The sequence below is a fragment of the Thioalkalicoccus limnaeus genome (assembly GCF_041197575.1).
Taxonomy (GTDB): Bacteria; Pseudomonadota; Gammaproteobacteria; order Chromatiales; family Chromatiaceae; genus Thioalkalicoccus; species Thioalkalicoccus limnaeus.
Map to the genome: position 1 here is coordinate 1 of NZ_JBDKXB010000042.1, position 16,863 is coordinate 16,863.

Annotated in this window: 12 protein-coding genes; all 12 read left to right on the forward strand. The window is 71.5% G+C overall.

The window, feature by feature from the left end; genetic code table 11:
* On the forward strand, positions 1 to 1,302 hold a 1,302-nt coding region (locus ABC977_RS17055; RefSeq protein ID WP_369668484.1), incomplete at its 5' end, for an ATP-binding protein.
* Entirely contained in the window at positions 1,295 to 1,996 is a 702-nt protein-coding gene (locus ABC977_RS17060) for a hypothetical protein (protein ID WP_369668485.1), read from the forward strand. The genes ABC977_RS17055 and ABC977_RS17060, both read left to right, overlap by 8 nt.
* 11 nt (positions 1,997 to 2,007) lie before the next feature.
* Positions 2,008 to 2,289: a hypothetical protein gene (locus tag ABC977_RS17065; RefSeq protein ID WP_369668486.1), complete on the forward strand. Its 282-nt coding sequence runs from the start codon at positions 2,008 to 2,010 to the stop codon at positions 2,287 to 2,289.
* A gap of 3 nt (positions 2,290 to 2,292) precedes the next feature.
* Positions 2,293 to 3,435 (forward strand): hypothetical protein, encoded by a 1,143-nt coding sequence (locus ABC977_RS17070; RefSeq protein ID WP_369668487.1) that lies wholly within the window; start codon positions 2,293 to 2,295, stop codon positions 3,433 to 3,435.
* Positions 3,435 to 3,962: a phage baseplate assembly protein V gene (locus tag ABC977_RS17075; protein ID WP_369668488.1), complete on the forward strand. Its 528-nt coding sequence runs from the start codon at positions 3,435 to 3,437 to the stop codon at positions 3,960 to 3,962. The genes ABC977_RS17070 and ABC977_RS17075 overlap by 1 nt, the downstream gene beginning before the upstream one ends.
* A 4-nt stretch (positions 3,963 to 3,966) precedes the next feature.
* The gene (locus tag ABC977_RS17080) at positions 3,967 to 4,344 is read left to right on the forward strand and encodes a GPW/gp25 family protein (RefSeq protein WP_369668489.1); all 378 of its coding nucleotides are present in this window, start codon (positions 3,967 to 3,969) and stop codon (positions 4,342 to 4,344) included.
* Positions 4,344 to 6,860 (forward strand): baseplate J/gp47 family protein, encoded by a 2,517-nt coding sequence (locus ABC977_RS17085; protein WP_369668490.1) that lies wholly within the window; start codon positions 4,344 to 4,346, stop codon positions 6,858 to 6,860. Before ABC977_RS17080 ends, ABC977_RS17085 begins: the two co-directional genes overlap by 1 nt.
* On the forward strand, positions 6,857 to 9,217 hold the full coding sequence (locus ABC977_RS17090; RefSeq protein ID WP_369668491.1) for a baseplate J/gp47 family protein: 2,361 nt from the start codon (positions 6,857 to 6,859) through the stop codon (positions 9,215 to 9,217). Before ABC977_RS17085 ends, ABC977_RS17090 begins: the two co-directional genes overlap by 4 nt.
* Positions 9,218 to 9,220: 3 nt before the next feature.
* Positions 9,221 to 11,509, forward strand: coding sequence for a hypothetical protein (locus tag ABC977_RS17095; RefSeq protein WP_369668492.1), 2,289 nt, complete (start codon positions 9,221 to 9,223; stop codon positions 11,507 to 11,509).
* Between the two features lie 24 nt (positions 11,510 to 11,533).
* Complete coding sequence (locus tag ABC977_RS17100; protein ID WP_369668493.1) at positions 11,534 to 15,061, forward strand: DUF6519 domain-containing protein; 3,528 nt, start codon at positions 11,534 to 11,536, stop codon at positions 15,059 to 15,061.
* A gap of 3 nt (positions 15,062 to 15,064) precedes the next feature.
* The gene (locus ABC977_RS17105) at positions 15,065 to 16,573 is read left to right on the forward strand and encodes a PASTA domain-containing protein (protein WP_369668494.1); all 1,509 of its coding nucleotides are present in this window, start codon (positions 15,065 to 15,067) and stop codon (positions 16,571 to 16,573) included.
* Positions 16,574 to 16,583: 10 nt separating this feature from the next.
* Positions 16,584 to 16,863: hypothetical protein (locus ABC977_RS17110; protein ID WP_369668495.1), on the forward strand; the 280-nt coding region annotated here is incomplete at its 3' end.

Genomic DNA, 16,863 nt, shown 5'->3' on the forward strand with positions numbered 1-16,863 from the left:
GGCTCGGGGCGCGAGCGCTTCGCCGGCGCGGTTGCCAAGGCACTCGGCCGGGCGGCGTTGGTGATCGACCCGAGTGCGCTGGAGGGCGAGGTCTGGTCGGAGGCCTTTATCCGTGCACAGCGCTTTGCGCTCGCGGCGGATATGGCGCTGGTCTGGCGGCCAGGCGAGCGGCCTTGGCCACGGACGGTGCCGCTCGCGCCCTTGCAGCTGATCTGCGTCGATGCCGGGCGAGCCGCTCCGGTGCACAGCGCGAGCGCCGATCTCTCCCTCGAGCTGACCGAGGCCAGCGCGGCGGCCAAGGCTCGGCTCTGGACCGGCTGGGCGCCGCACCTGCACAGCGTGGCCGATCGGCTCGCGGCCACACCCGGGGCCACCCTCGCCGATCTCGCCGAGACCGCCCGCACGGTGCCGGCCAGCGCGGAGGAAGCCTTGACGCAGCTCCGCGCGCGTGGACGGATGCGGCTCGCTGGAGCCGGCGAGGTGATCGATCCCGGCTTCGGCTGGGACGATCTCATCCTGCCGGCGCCAACGCTGGCGCAGCTTCGGCGCATCGCCTGCGAGGCGCGGCTTCGGCCGACCCTCGGCGAGCGCAAGATGACCGCCCGGCTCTTCCGCGACCGGGCAGGGCTCGCGGTCCTCTTCTCGGGGCCACCTGGGATCGGCAAGTCGATGGCCGCACAGGTGATCGCCAAGGAGCTCGGCATCAACCTCCTGCGCATCGACCTCGCCGCCACCACCAGCAAGTGGATCGGCGAGACGGCGAAAAACCTCACGGCGGCCTTCGAGGCGGCGCGCTACGCCGGTGCAGCGCTCTTGTTCGAAGAGGCCGACGCGCTCTTCGCGAAGCGCGGCGAGGTGAGAGACGCCAACGACCGTTATGCCAACGCCGACACCAACCATCTCCTGCACCTGATGGAGGTCTCGGGTGTGCGGGCGTTCCTGACCAGTAACCGCCGCGCCAACATCGATCCGGCCTTCCTGCGCCGGCTCGACCACGTGGTCGAGCTCGAGCGGCCGGGCCCCGCAGAGCGGCGCCAGCTCTGGGCGAGGTTGCTGGGCGCCCTCGGCGTCGACGAGGAGCCCTTGGCGGGGGCCCTCCATCGGCTTGCCGAGACGCTCGACCTGAGCCCCGCGCAGATCAAGGCGGCAACCCTCGGCGGCTGGCTCACCGCCCGGGAGGCAGAGCGGGCGATCCAGCCGGGCGACCTGGAGGCGGCCGCCGCGCACGAGCTCGCCAAGGAAGGGCGCACGCCACCGCCGGGCGAGCGGCCACGGCGACGCCCCGGAGCGAGCCATGGCTGAGACCGGCAATCCTGCAAGCCCGCGCGTGCAGCGGGGCGCCATCGTCCAGCTGGTCGAGGAGATCGGCATCGTCGTGCCGAACATCATCCCCTTCCAGTACAACCCGGCCAAGGTCACCCGCAACCTCAAGCCTTGGAACCCCTTCGAGGTCGACCAGACCCAGCGCGGCGCACAGGCGCCCATGGTCCAGCCCTACGATCCCGAGGAGACCTACCAGATGGCCCTCGAGCTGGATGCGACCGATGAGCTTGAAGACGGCGATCCGGTCGCGCAGACCTCCGGCGTTGCCTGGCGGATCGCCCAGCTCAAAAAGTTGACCGAACCGACCGAGGGGGTGTTCGGCGACCTGATCGCCAGTGCCCAGAGTCTGGTGGGTGGCGGGCTCGCGACCCAGGCGAGCCGGCCTTCGGTGCCGATCGCCCTGCTGGTGCTGGGGCCGGGCCTGATCCTGCCAGTGCGAGTGACCTCGATTGGCATCGAGGTCACCGAGCTCTCGACGACGCTGCACCCGCACATGGCAACGGTGACGCTGGACCTGCGTGTGCTCACGCCCGAGGTGTTCAAGTGCAAGAGCGGCCCTGCCATCGATATCGCCGTCGCCGCCTATCGCCTGACCCGCCTCCAAGAAGACGCGCTGGCCGTCGCCGGCTTCGCCAAGGGGCTGAGCTCGGTGCGCTCGATCCTGCCGTTCTGAGGAGACACAGTATGTCGGTCTTCGATGCCAAGAGCCGCTATGTCCGCTTCGCCAAGCAGACTCAGGCGGTCGACCGCCGCGGCCGGACGGTGGCCTGCGTGACCCCGGTCGAGCCGCCCGTCGAGCCGGAGCTGGGCTTGCACCGCCGCCGGCAGGGGCAGCGTTTGGATCATCTGGCCAACCACTATCTCGGCGATCCGGCGGGCTTCTGGCGACTGGCGCTGGCCAATGACGGGATGACGGCGGAGGCCGCGCTGGAGCGGCCCCTCGTGCGGATCCCCAGGCGGGGCTGAGCCATGGGCTTCGGCGTCGTGATCACCTCCGGCGACGACCTGGCAGCGATGCCGGAAGACATATTGCGCTGGCTGGTCGAGGCTCGCGTCGAGCTGGAGCTCTCCGAGCCGGCCCGCTTCGCGCTCCGGTTCGAGGATGATCTCTGCGAAGGCGAGCCGCGCGTGCAGGGGGCGGACGAGATCGCGGCCAACCGCAAGATCGGCCTCTTCGTGCCAGAGGGCGATGAGCTCGTCTGCCTCGTCTTGGGACCCGTCACCGAGATCAAGTCGTCCTCGACCACCGGCGGTGCGGGGTCCTGGGTGGAGGTGCACGGCGAGAGTCGGCTGGTCGAGATGGACCGCGTCGGCGTGCAGGCCACCTACACCGGACTCGCCTCGGCTGCCGCGGCCTCCATCCTCCAGGCCTACGGCTTCACCGCCGACTGCCAGGACACGCTGATCGAGTACGACGAGCAGCGCACCCAGCTCAGCCAGCGCGGCACCGATCTCGCCTTCCTCCAGGAGATCGCCCGGCGCAACAACATGGAGCTGTGGATCGAGTACGAGGTGAGGCGGGTGCCGGTGACCGGCGCGATTCAGTTGGGGGAGACCGCCAGGCTGCGCACCTCGCCCGAGCGGGCGCAGCAACTGGGCGCCCCGGCGCCGCCGGTCCTCCGGGCCCCGGTCGACCGGCTGCTGCGCGTCAACCCGCCACGCGGGCAGTGCCCGAGCGTGACCAAGTTCGAGGTCGACATCGACTACGAGAAGCCGACCGCGGCGGAGGGCTTCACCATCGGCGAGGATGGCGCCCAGAAGGTCATCACGCAGGCCCTGCCGGTTCCCGACCCGCTCGCGCTGACGCAGCCCGTCCAGGTCGAAGGAGTCGAACGTTCGGCCATCGCCCCGCCGGCGGTGACCGACCAGGAGGCCTTCCTCGCCCAGGACGCGCTGGTCACCGAGCAGAGCTGGTTCGTCGAGGTCCGGGCCTCGGCCTCGCTCGAGCAGGCGGGCTTCGTGCCGCTGCCGCACCGGATCGTGCAGGTGAGCCACGCCGGCCCCAAGCTCTCCGGGACCTATCAGGTGACCGAGGCGACCTTCGTCGTGACCGCGACGGATGCCCTGGTCGACTTCAGGCTACGCGCCAACGGCCTCGGCGGGAGCGGGTGATGGCGAGTGAGGAGCTCGATCGCATCGTCGAGGCGCTCGCCGGCCGGCATTTCGGCAAGTACCGCGGCGAGGTCACGGACAACCAGGACCCGCTGAGCCAGGGCCGTATCCAGGTGCGGGTGCCTGCAATCCTCGGCGAGCGGCTGCTCTGGGCGATGCCGTGCGTACCCTATGCCGGGCCCGACCTCGGCTTTCTCGCCCTGCCGCCGGTGGGCGCCAAGGTGTGGATCGAGTTCGAGCAGGGCGACCGGGCGCACCCGGTCTGGGCCGGCTGCTACTGGGACCCGGACCAGCTGCCGAGCGAAGCACGCCCCACCACCGTGCTGCTCAAGACCCCGGGTGCCACCGTGCAGATCAAGGACGACGGCACGCTCGAGATCGAGACCTCGGGCGGCAGCAAGCTGACCATCGACGGGGAGAAGATCCTGATGGAGGCGCCGTCGATCCAGAGCGCCGCCAATGGCGGCAAGACCGAGGTGAGTGCCTCCGGCTTCGACGCGCAGAACGGCGCGCTCAAGGTGAGCTGAGCCCATGGCCGAGCGCCTCACCGCACTGCGCTACCCCTTCGCCGTCGATGCCGGCGGCGGGCGCCTTACCGAGGAGGGCGATCTCGACGCCTACATCCGCGGGCTGATCCGCCAGGTGCTGCTGACCGCGCCGGGCGAGCGGATCAACCGGCCCGACTTCGGCGCGGGCGTGCGCCGGATGGTCTTCGCCGCCAACGACGCGACCGTCGCCTCGCTTGCCGAGACCTACGTGCTCGACGCGCTCACCCGCTGGCTCTCGACCCTGATCGGCGTCGACGAGGTGAAGGCCCGGAGCGAGCAGGAAAAGCTGCTCATCACCGTCCGCTACCGGGTGCTGCGGCGGGGCGAGACCCGCGTCCTCAACGAGGAGGTGACCTTCTGATGGCCGCCATTGACCGCAAGGCCGCGCTCTGCAGCCAGACCCGGCTCACCGGGATCGACTTCGTGCAGGTGGTCGATGCGGCAACGCAGGACCTGCTGCGGCTCTTCTTCGTGGTCGACCCCTCCAGCCTCGCCATCCCGCTGGTCGACCCAGCCGACCTCCTACCCCCGGGCACGGCCGTGCCGGCCGGGACGCTCGACGTCGAGATCCTCGGCCTGGAGAGCGAGCGCAGCCTCGAGATCGCCGCCCTCGACTGGCGGCTGGTGACCCTACCCTCCGGCGAGCGCGTCGCGCTCGAGATCAGCCTGCCGGCCCCGGGTGGCTTCGAGCTGCACCGTCTGACGATCACCGACAGCGCGGTCGACCCCTTCCTCGCGAGCGTCGTCTTCAGCTTCAAGCAGGCCTGCGAACAGGACTTCGACTGCCGCACCGACTGCACGCCCGAGGCCGAGGACAGGGTCGACGTGCCGATCGACTATCTGGCGCGGGACTTCTGGTCGCTTCGCCGGGCGCTGCTCGACTTCTACGCCAGCCGCTATCCGGGCTGGTCGGAGCCGCTGGTCGCCGACCAGGTGGTCATGCTGACCGAGATCATGGCGGCCTTGGGCGACGAGCTCGCCTACACCCAGGACCGCTACGCCCACGAGGCCAACCTGCTCACCGCCACGCAGCGGCGGTCGCGCGCGGCCCATGCGAGGCTGGTCGACTACACCCCCGACCCAGGCCACGCGGCCACCACCGAGCTGGTCGTCACGGTGGGAAGCGGCGGGCACTATGCGGCGGTGGGCGCACGGGTCTACGCACTGCCCGAGGGCCGAGCGCCGGTCGCCTTCGCGGTCGAGGCGCCGGTCTGGCACCACGCGGCATGGAACGAGCTGGCCCTCTACCAGCCCGATTCCGCGGGGCGCTGCTTGCCCGAAGGCGCCACGGAGGCCTATCTGGTCACGGCAGGCCCGGGGGCGGCGGAGCTGCCCCCCGACACGACGCTTGCCCCCTTCGACTATTGGCGCGGCCGGCGGGCGATCCTCCGCGCGCGGCCGGCGGATGCGAGCGAGGCCGAGCGGGGCTTCGCCGTGACGCTCACCGAGGTGACGGCGCTCACCGACGAGCTGACGGTGCCGCCGACGGCTCTCGTGCGCATAGGCTGGACGGAGCCGACCCCCTGGCCCCTACCGCTGGAGGAGACCTCGGCCTTCCTCAACGTCGTGACCGTGCGGGCGGGCGACCGAGTCGTCGAGCACTTCCGCGTCGGCCCCGACGCGGCGATCGAGGCCCGGTTTGCCGGCCTGTGCTTCGCCGAGCGCCGCGCCGTGTTGGCGCTGCCGCGGGCGGTCGAGCGCGAGGGACCCTGGTTGACCGAGCGCGGCGGGCGCGGTCGCATCCTCCGCTACGGCTTGCGCAGGGCGGAGAGCGAGGGGCTGGGTTGGGCCGGTGCCCGCGACCCCCTTGGCATCGGCTCGCAGAGCCAGCGCAAACCGCTCCTGTCGCTACAAGAGGTGGAGCCGCCCGCGCTGACCCCCGACCCCGCCGGCCGGCAATGGCAGTTCCTGCGCGACCTCCTCGACGGCGACCTCGACACCAACGCCTTCACGCTCGAGGAGGGCACCTGGCGCGACCTCGTCACGCATCAGACCCCATTCGAGGACGTCGTTTTCCAGGACTACGCGAGCGATGCCGGTTGGAGCCTCCGCTTCGGCGAGGGTGCCTTCGGCCGGCCGCCCGCCGACGGCACGGTGTTCAAGGTCTGCTACCGCACGGCCCCCGGCACCGCGGCCAACCTCGCCCCGGACAGTGTCAGGGTCCTGGCGCTGGAAGGCGGCGCCCCGGAGCTGACCTACGCCACCGCCGTCACCAACCCGCTGCCGATCAGCGACGGCCAGGGTGATGTGGAGGCCGAGACCGTCCGGATCGATGCCCCGGAGGCATTTCGCTCCCTGCCGCTGCGCGCGGTGCGCCCGGAGGACTACCAAAGCATCCTCGAACGCATCGACTTCGTCCAGCGGGCGCACAGCGTGACCCGCTGGACCGGCAGCTGGTCGACCGACTTCATCGCTGCCGATCCGCGGGGCGGCTTCGCCCTCGCGCGCGACGAGCTTGCCCACGTCGAGGCCGTGGTTGACTGCGTGCGGCAGGCCGGGCGTGACGCGCGGGTCCGCCAGCCGGACTACGTCGACATCGACCTCGAGATAGACGTCTGCGTGACGGCGGATGCCTATGCGGGCGAAGTCGTCCCGCGGGTCGAAAAGGCGCTCGCGGCCCCCGGCTTCTTCTCGCCGGACAACTTCACGTTCGGTCAACCGCTGCGCCGCTCGGCGCTGGAGGCGGCGATCCAAGCGGTGGGCGGGATCAAGGCGGTGGAGGCGATCCGCGTGCGCGTGCGGCGCAGGCTGGCCTGGCAGCCCTTTGCCGAGCCCGAGATCCCGGTCGAGCCGTGGCAGATCATCCGCCTGCAGAACGACCCGCTCCTCCCCGGACGCGGCAGTCTGCACGTCTACGGTCGCGGAGGTGCGTCATGAGCCGGGTCCTCGACACGAGCTGCGGCTGCCCGCCTGCGGGCCATCCCTGCCCACCCGAGATCCCGGCCGGCCTGGAGACGCTGGCGCTGCGCCAGCTCGCGGGCTTTCCGGAGTATCGGGCAGCCGTGCTGCGGGCCATCGGCAGACATCCCGCGCTGGCCGGCTGGCGGGCGCGGGGCGAGGGCGATCTGGGCGTGATGCTGCTCGAGGCCTGGGCCTATGTGCTCGACGTGGTGGGCTTCTACGATGCGCGGATCGCTGAGCGGGCCTACCTGCCGACCGCCCCCGATGCGGAAACGGCTGCCCGGCTCACCGCCCTGATCGGCCATCGGCCGCGGCCCGCGATGGCGGCCAAGGTGCAGCTTGCCGTCACGGTCGATGGCGCCGACCCCGTGACCCTGCCGATCGGTACGGCCTTCCGCTCGGCGCCGTTCGCCGACCAGGCCCCGCAGGTGTTCGAGCTGACGACCGCCCACACCGCTTGGCCCGAGCGCAACCGCTTCGAGCTGGCGCCAGTGCGCGCCAAGACCTTCGACGGCACCCTGCGCTTCGCGGCGCGCGGGTCCGCGAGCGCCAACACGGTCGTGATCGCCTGGACGAGCGCATCCGCGGCCGCCGCGGTGCGGATCCTCCGCGTGGAGCCAGACAAGGCCGCGGACGGTGAGACGCACCAGCGCGCGGTGCTCGATCTCGCGAGCGGCACGCTCGATGCCCTGATCGGCGCCGATTACGACGACTTGCAGCTCGCAGTGCTGCGCTTCTCCGCCGGCGAGACCGATATCGACGAGGGAAAGCTGGCGGCCGATGGCGTCAACCTGGACGGCTACTACCCGCAGCTTCAGGCCGGCACGGTCGCGGCGGTGGAGGTTGGGGGCGTGCTGCACGCGATCCAGCTGACCAGCGTCAGCCGGACGACCATCGTGCCGGCCTTCGATACGACGGCCCCCGCCGGCACGCCCGAGGAAAGCGTCGAGCTCGTCGAATCGCTGCTAGAGGGTGCGCGCCCGCGGATCACGGCCACCAAGGTCACTTACACGCCCGCCGTGACGCGCAGCACCGACGACGGTTTCCGCCTGCACGCGGTGCCCTTTCGCCTACCGCCACCCTTCCGCCCGGCGGCGACCGAGATCGATCTCTCCGACCTGCAGGGGAGCGGCGCGCTGTTCGGGCCCGTCGTGCTCGGCGAGGCCCCGACCGGCGGCTCGGTCATCGCCCGTGGGGCCATGCGCAAGGGTGCGCTGATCCCGGGCGAGATCGTCGCCGAGACCGAGGGGGTGGCACACCTGGCCCCCGGCTCGACGGCGACCACGTTCGATCCCTTGCGCACGCCGGTCGAGCTGTTCGGCAACGTCGTCGAAGCCGTGCGCGGCGAGACCGTGGGCGAGGAGATCCTCGGCTCCGGCGATGCCGGGCGGGCCTTCCAGAGCTTCGTTTTGAAGAAGAAGCCTCTCGCCTGGGTGGAGGACGCGACCCGGCCGGATGGCCGACGGCCAGAGTTGACTGTCCGGGTCGACGGCTTCGCCTGGTCGCACGTCGCGACCTTCTTCACGGCCGGCCCGGAGGACAAGGTCTATACCCTGAGACCCGAGCCCGACGGCGGCACGCGGATTGTCTTCGGCGACGGCAAGCGCGGTGCGCGTCTGCCGAGCGGTACGCAGAACGTGCGCTGTACCTATCGCTTCGGCGCCGAGGGCACGACCCCGCCGCCCGGCTTCGTCGAGCAGATCGCCCGGCCGGTCCGCGGGCTGAAGGCGGTGCGCGGCCCGCTTGCCTGCGTTGGCGGGGCGGACGCCGAGACCGCGGACGACATCAAGGAGACGGGGCCGGCGAGTGCCCTCACCCTCGGCCGCGCCGTCTCGCTGCTCGACTTCGAGGCCCTGGCGCGACGCTATTCGGGTGTCGTCAATGCCGCCGCCGCATGGATCTGGGACGAGCGCCGGCAGCGGGCTGCGGTCAAGCTCTGGACCATCGCCGCCGGCGCCGATGTCAGCCCGTCCCTTGCCCTCTGGCTCGCGGCCCAGGCGGCCCCCGACACCCTGATCGTCGCAGAGCAGGCGGTGGCGGCCGACTACGACGCCCTCGCGATCACGCTCCGCTACGCCCAGGGCTGCGACCCGGCCGTGGTCCGCCCCGCAGTCGAGGCCGCGCTGTTCGACGACGAGACGGGGCTCCTCGCGCCCAGGAACCAGCGGATCGGCGGCGCGCTCTTCCGCAGCCAAGTCGTCGAGCGGATCCACCGCGTGGCGGGCGTCGACGCCATCGAATCGGTGCTGCTCGATGGCGTGCCCATGCCGGCCGGCGTGGCGGCCGGCACCGGTGGCTGGCTCGACCTCGCGGCCCTCAGCACGGTGAGCTGAGCCATGAGCGAGCCCGGAACCTTGCCCTTTACGCCCGCCGACGACGGCTTCGAGCGGCACTACACCGAGAAGATCTGGGCGCTCGTGCCCGAGGTCTACCGCGACGAGGACTTCCGCGCCGCAGTGCCCGGCCAGCTGCGCGCCTTCGTCGAGCTCTTGGCAGTCGAGGCCGCGATCGCGCGGCGCTCGGTCGACCGCCTCTGGGCCGATAGCCGGGCCGACGAGGCCGACGACTGGGCGATCGCCTATCTGGGCGCGCTGGTCGGGGCGCGGCCGGTCAGCGCGCTCAACCGGGCCGGCCAACGGGCCAATCTCGCCCGCACCATCCTCTACCGCCGCCGCCAGGGCACGGCGCCGCTCGCGGAGCGGCTGGCCGACGACATTGCCGACTGGGACGGCGTCGCTCGCGAGGGCTTTCTGCGGCTGTTTCGGCTCTGGCACCAGCTCGACGGCGGTCCGCTGCCGGGACCCATCACCCGCAGCCCGCGCTGGGGCTACCCGGACCTCAGAAACGCCCGGATCGGCGAGATCCTGGATGGCGCCCACGACGATTTGGCGCACCGCCCCGACGTGCGCCGGCAGCGTGGCGCGGTCGGCCGCTACGGCATCGCCAAGCTCAATCTCCACCTTTTCCGCGTCTACGCCTATCCGATCGGTGGTGTCACGCCCCATCGGGTGCGAGGCGATCTCTTCACCGTCGATCCCTCCGGGCGCGACGTGCCGCTGTTCCAGGTCGGCGGGCGCGACATCGATGATTGCATCGCCGCCCGCGATTGGCAGATGCGCGCCCCCTTGACCTGCCGGCGGTTGCAGGCGGGGGCCTTCGAGCCGATCCGTGACCAGGTGCCCGCCGCCGTCGCCGACCTGCTGACGCCGATCTACGGGCGCCGGTTCGAGACCGAGGCCGAGCTGCTCGAAGCCGCCAACGCGGCGCTCGTCGAGGACGCGGCGCCGCCGACCAGTCTGACCGACGACCAGGCGGCCCAGCTGATCGCCGCCTCGCTGATCGTCGACTGTCCGCGGCGCAACCTCTTGCCAGGCGGGGACGGCGACAGCCTGTCGGTGGAGCTGCGGCTGGGCGCCGCCGCGGCCGGCCCGCTCGGACCCGAGCGGCTGTATGCGGCCAACCTCGCGGCCTGGGGCGAGACCCACGACCTCGCGGGCTGGATCGAGGCGCGGGTCGATCCGACGCGGGGTCGCGTTCGGCTCACCACCCCGCTCGCGGCGGGCGAGACCTTGCTGGTCGAGGCCGCGTACTACGGCATCTTCCACCCGGTCGGCGCCGGCACCCACGAGCGCACCACGGGCCTCGCCGCCACCGGCTTCACCACGGTCGTGGGCGACACGCCCGATTGGACCGGCCCCCTCTCGGGTGATCTGCGGATCCTCGATAGCCGCACGCTCCGCCCGCAGGTGCCGGCCGACGGCCTGATCGACGTCGATGCCGACCTGACCCTCGGCGCCGGCGACGACGCGCGGCCCTATGTGGTGCTCGCGCCCTCGGCCGCGGACGAGGTGACGCTCAGGGCGACGACGGTGGACCTGACACTCGTGGTCGACGGCCTCTGGCTCGCGGTGGAGGGACCGGGCGCGGGCGACACTGCGCTGGTGCTGGAGGGCGACTGGGCACGGGTGATCCTGCGCAACGTCACGCTCGATCCGGGCGGGGAGCGGGTGGCGGCACCGGGCGACGCCCCCGCCGCTATCCCCGCCGTGACCCTGGCGCTCGCCGGCACTATCGGCGAGCTGATCCTCGAGTCGTGCGTCACCGGCCCCCTGGTCGAGCGGACGAGCGCGCTCCGGCCCTGTTCGACCGATGTCGTCATCCTGCGCGATTCCCTCGTGCAAAGCCGCACCGTCGACCCAGCGATCGATCTCGTCAACGGCCGGCTGAGCGTCGACCGCACCACCGTCATGGGCGGCGTGATCGCCGACCGGCTGGATGCGAGCCATCTCTTGGTCGACGGGGTGGTCGGCATCGAGGACCGCCAGAACGGCTGCTTCCGCTTCTCCGCGGCAGCCGAGGGCAGCGTCGTCGCGTACCCCTACGAGAGCACCTTCTTCGCAGGCGGGCTGCCGCCCGCAACCTTCGTCTCGACCCGTTTCGGCGATCCCGGCTTCGGTCAACTTGCCCCGACCGCCGCGGCGGAGATCGCAACGGGCGGCGAGCAGGGCACCGAGATCGGCGTCTTCCACCGGGCCCTCGATCCGATCGAGCGCCAGGACCTCGCCGCCAAGCTCGCCGAGTTCATGCCCATCAACGTGATCGCGCAGCAGGTCTTCGAGACCTGACCGCGCGGCCAAGGGAGAGCACCCGTGACTGCCGACATCTCGCGCTACGCGCTCCGCCCGGCCCAGGGGTTCACCGGCGTCGTCCGCCAGCAGGGACGCCTGCCGCTCGATTCGGACGAGAACGAGGCCGGCGATCTCCACGCCCTGGCGCTGCGCCAGGCGGTCGCCGAGACGATCTGCGCGGCGGGCAGTCCGGACGATGGCTTTCGCATCAGCGACGCGGCGGTGGCCCTGGGCGCGCTCGACTTCGACATCGCTGCCGGTAGCTTCTACCTGCAGGGCGTGCGCGTTGCCTCGCCAGGCCTCGCCTACCAGGAGCAGCCCGACTGGCTGACCTTCCGGCTCGACGAGCCCGGTCCGACTATCCCGGGCGCTGGCACGAGCCGCCGGGACCTCGTCTGGCTGGAGGCCTGGGAACAGGTGGTGACGGCCATCGAGGACGCAGAGCTCTACGAGCGGGCGCTGGGCGGCGCCGACACCACCGCCCGGTTGCGGGTAATCGCCCGCGTGCGCGTTCACGAGGGCGTGTCGGACGACTGCGCGCTCGCAATCGACGATCTGATCGCCACGCACTTCGCCGGCGGCAGCCTCGCCGCGGATCGGGCGGAAGTCCTCTCCGACTGCCGCCTGACCCTCGACTTCGTCGATCTCGACACCACCGACGACCTCTGCCAGCCGGAGGCGCAGGCGGGCTTTCTGGGCGCCCGCAACGAGACGTTCCGTGTCCAGATCACCATGCCCGGCCGGTTCGTCTGGGGACGGGACAACGCGGCGCCGCTCTACCGGGTGCAGGTGGCCAGCCACCCGACCGACGCCACCCGCCGCCGCCTCGTCTTCCTCACCCCGCCGCGCGACGGCTTCGGCTGGCCGCTCGCCGGCATGACGGTCGAGGTGCTGCGCTGGGGCGCGCTGCTCGATAACGGCGAGAAGGTGGCCGAGCCCACGGGTCTCCTCCTCAGGGTCGAGACGGGCTACGACCCGGCCGAGGGCTCGATCACAGTGACGGCGGAGGTCCCGCAGGCGTGGGACGACTGGTTCGCGACGGCGGCCGGGCTCGACACGCAAAGCGAGCGCGACGAAGACGATGTCCGGCGGTACTTCTTCCTCCGCCTGTGGACCGGCGGTGGTGTCGGCAGCGACCCGGACCGCCCCTTCACCGCCGGCACCGCGGTCGAGCTCGGCACGACCGGGCTCACCCTAAGCTTTTCCGACACCGGGCTGCCGGGCGATTACTGGATCGTCTCGGCGAGACCCAACACGCCGACGCTGGTCACCCCCTGGGCGCTGCTCGACGGCGCGCCGCCGGTCGGTCCCAAGCGCCTGATCGCCCCCTTGGCACTGATCCCCTGGTCCGGGTCTGCTCCCGGCACGCCGATCGACTGCCGGCACCGTTTTCGCCCCTTGTGCCAGGTCGGCGGCTGCTGCGTCGTCACCGTCGGCGACGGACGCAACAGCTTCGGCGACGTCACCTCCATCCAGGCGGCCCTTGACCGTCTGCCGCCAGCAGGCGGCGAGGTCTGCCTGCATCCTGGCACCTACAGCGAGCACGTGACGCTCGATGGCGTCGAGAACCTGACCATTACCGGCTGCGGCCGCTTCACCCGCTGGGAGGGCGAGCCGGGCAACAGGAACCCTCTGCTCGAGGTCCGCGGCGTCAGCGGGCTGAGGGTTCGCCGGTTGACCATGGCCGCGCCGCAGAGCGAGGCGATCTTGGCTCGGGGCCCTGAGGCAGGGGCGAAGCAGACGAGCCGGCTCGTGGTCGAGGACGTGGGCTTCAGGGTCCGCGAACGGGGCGCGATCCTCGCCGACGACGTGGCCGGAATGAGGGTGCGCCGCTGCACGCTCGACCTCGAGCCTCTGGACGTGACGCTGAGCGACGATCCGGAAGTGGGCCGCCAAGCCGCGATCTACCTGAGCGGCAGCGATCTCCTCGTCGAGGGTTGCCGGATCACGGGCGACGCGGCCATTGCCCGCCAGCGGCTCGCGGTCGGCGGGCTGCACATCGGTGGCCCGTCGGAGCGGGTGATCGTGCGCGACAACGTCATCCGGGGGGGCAACGGTCCGGGGATCACGCTCGGCAGCGTGCGGCTGCGCAAGGTCGAGGCGGAGGCGAGCGAAGAGGGCTTCCTTCTCTCGAGGATCATGGTCTACGTCAACGAGGACGGCTGCATCACCATGACAGGTACTGCACCCGAGCCGGAGGACGCGGAGGACGACCTCGTCGCCGAATCGGCGGGCGTGCTCCAGGACGTGCGGATCATCGGCAACGACATCCTCGATACGGGCGGCAGCGGCATCACGAGCTACGTCTTCGCCGGGCTCGGGGCCGACGAGCTCGGTGATGCGATCGTCGTCGAGCAGCTCGAGATCGAGAACAACCGCATCACCGGCTGCATTCGCAACGAGATCGGCACGGTGGCGCCGATCTTGCGCCAGGTCGAGGGCTGGGGCGGCATCGCCCTTTCGGTCTGCGCCGATGGCGTGATCCGCGACAACCTGATCGCCTGCAACGGCGAGACCGCGACCGACCCCGTGTCGGGCATCTTCGTCGCGGTCGCCGAGGACCTGCGCATCGAGCGCAACCGCATCGAGCGCAACGGCGGCTGGGCGAGCGACGAGGGTGCGCCGCTCGCGCCGGGTCGGCGGGACGGGATCACCATCGGCGTGGCGATCGGTGGTGTGTCGACCTACGGCGCAAGCGCCGACCCCGAGCGGCCGAGCGATCGCCCGGCGCTTCTGGTTGCCGGCAACACGATCGATTCACCCGCCGGGCGCGCGCTGCGCGCGATCGCGCTTGGCCCTGTCATGGTCCAGGGCAACCGACTGACCGGGGCTGGGCGCAGCGCCCTCTTCGCCAACGTCTTCGCCTCGCTGGCCGCCTTCGGGGCGAAGGCCCCACTCAACCGTGAAGAGGTGCTGCGGCCCCGCGCCGAGATCGACCTCGGGGACTATGCCAGGCTGGAGCTCCTGGCCGATCTCCTCGGCGGCGACGTCGTGAGCCTCAGCAATCTCGGCCTGATCGAGGAGCTCGCCGACCTCGCGAGGCTGTTCACTGGGCTCACGCCGAAGGATCCGGAGCCCTGGCGGGGCGGCGAGACGCTGGTCTCCAATAACCAGATCAGCCTGCGGCGGCATTCCGAGCAGTTCGGGATCACGGTGTCGGCGGTCATGCTGCTCGGCGGCGACGACGTCGCATTTGTCGACAACCAGGCGGAGATCGAGAACGACGTCGTCTTCGCCCTGACCAATGTGCTCGCCGTCGGTGCGACGCTCCGGGTCACGGGCAACCGGCTGCAGAAGCGGCTCCTGGGCGGCATTCTTTCGGCCGTCACCTTCGGCCTGCTGAACCAGACCGCCCTCAACCAGACGACCCATTGCATCTTCGCCGTGGGCTTCTGGGCAGGGCGGGTGGTGACCGGTAACCGGGCGGTGGTCTCCCTCCTTTTCCCGCAGCTCTGCCAGGCGATCGAGGGCTGGGCCGACAGGATCTCCGAGCGACTGCAGACCGGCTACGGCAAGAGTGGTGACAACGCCTCTTTCGCGGAGGACTGAGCGGTGCAACGGCAGCAGACAACGTCGGTCTTGAAGGGTCTCGATACGGAGCTCCTGCAGCAGGAGCTGACCGACGTCGGCGAAATCGCCGATCGGGTGCGGATTGCCCAGTTCGGCCTTGCCCGCCCGCTGCTCGCCATGCGGCAGGCCCAGCTCGAAAGGGAGGCCGCACGGGTCACGCGGCGCAAGGGCGCCAACCACCCCGAGGCGGCCGCCCGGGCCCAGGCGGCCGCGCGCATGGCGACGCGGGTCGCGGCCTTCGAGCAGGACCTCGCCCGGCTCCGCATCGATCCGCCGACCCTGAAGACGGAGACGGGAGCTGCGCTCTACGGGCGGGTGGTCGACGCAGGTGAGCCGGTGGGCGACCTCACCATTGTCATCCTGCAGAACGGCGAGCGCTTGGGCTTCGCCTGCACCGACCCGCGCGGCAGCTTCGCCCTGGAGGTGCCAGCCGGCGACGGGCTGGTGGTCTCGGTGCGCACCAAAGACGGCGTCGAGCCCTTCCGCGACCCGCAGCCCTTCACCCTGCAGCCGGGCCAGAAGCTATTCCGCGAGATCGACCTCGCCGCCCCCGGCACCAAGCCGTGCCCTGAGCCGCCGGAGGAGCCCACGACCCCACCCGAGACGGTGGCCGTCCCGGATCTCGTCGGTCTCCCGCCCGAAGACGCCGCGGCGAAGCTGAAGGCTGTCGGGCTGCGGCTTGGCCAGCAGCAGGAGCAGCCGGCGGCGGAGCTCGTGGGGCGCGTCGTCGCTCAGAGCCCCGAGGCGGGCACGGCCGTGCGGCCGGGCTCCGCCGTCGCCATCAAGGTCGGCGTGGCGATCGTCGAGCAGGTCGCCGTGCCTGGGCTCGTCGGCCTGCCGCTCGACAAGGCCGAGGCCGTTCTGAAGGAGACCGGGCTCGGGGTCGGCAGGATCGCCGAGGTCGAGGCCAGCGCCGATCAAGCGGGTCGGGTCGTTCGTCAGGCGCCGGCGCCGCCGGCCAAGGTGCCCCCCGGCGCGACCGTCGATCTTTGGATCGGCGTCCCCGGTGAGCAGCCGGGTGGCGAAACCGTCCGCGTACCCAACCTGATCGGCCGCACGGTCGACGAGGCGACGGTGGCCCTGGACGAGGCTCGCCTCAAGCGCGGTGATGTCCGCCAGGTCGAGACCGACCGGCAAAGCTGGGGACGCGTCGTCGCCCAGGAGCCGAACGCGGACGCGACCCTGCCCAAGGGCAGCGCCGTGCAACTGCAGGTTGGCAGCCAGCCCCTGCGACGCGACGTGCCGCCTGTGCCGGTCGTAGCCGAGCGGGCGGAGCTTGAATTGCGTGAGCGAGGCATTGCGACGGACCAGCCGACGGGTTTCCTCGCGAGGCGGCTCGAGGCAGCCGAGGTACGCGACTCGCAGGACCTGGACGCCCTGCTCGCGCGGGACCGCCGCGAGGTGCGCGACGTCTTGGGCCTGAGGACGCTCAGTGACACCGACCGGACGATCGCTGCCCTCAAGCGCTTCCGGATGGCGCTCGACGAGTAGGTCCGGCCTCATGCCCGCCGCCAGTGCCGTCCGCGCCCCACCCAAGGCCAAGCCCGCGCCCAAGCCGGCCAAGCGACGCGGGGACGAGGCCGTCCAGACCAAGCTGGCGGTCGGCCCGGTCGGCGACCGCTTCGAGCGCGAGGCCGACCGCATCGCCGATGCGGCGGTTCGGGCAGCGCCCCCACCGGCGAGCGCACCGCCGCCGGTCATCTCCGGGCTCGGTGCGCAACGGACCCCCGCTGCCCCTGTCAAGCCCGGCCCAGAGCAGGTGGACGAGGCCGAGGAGGCGC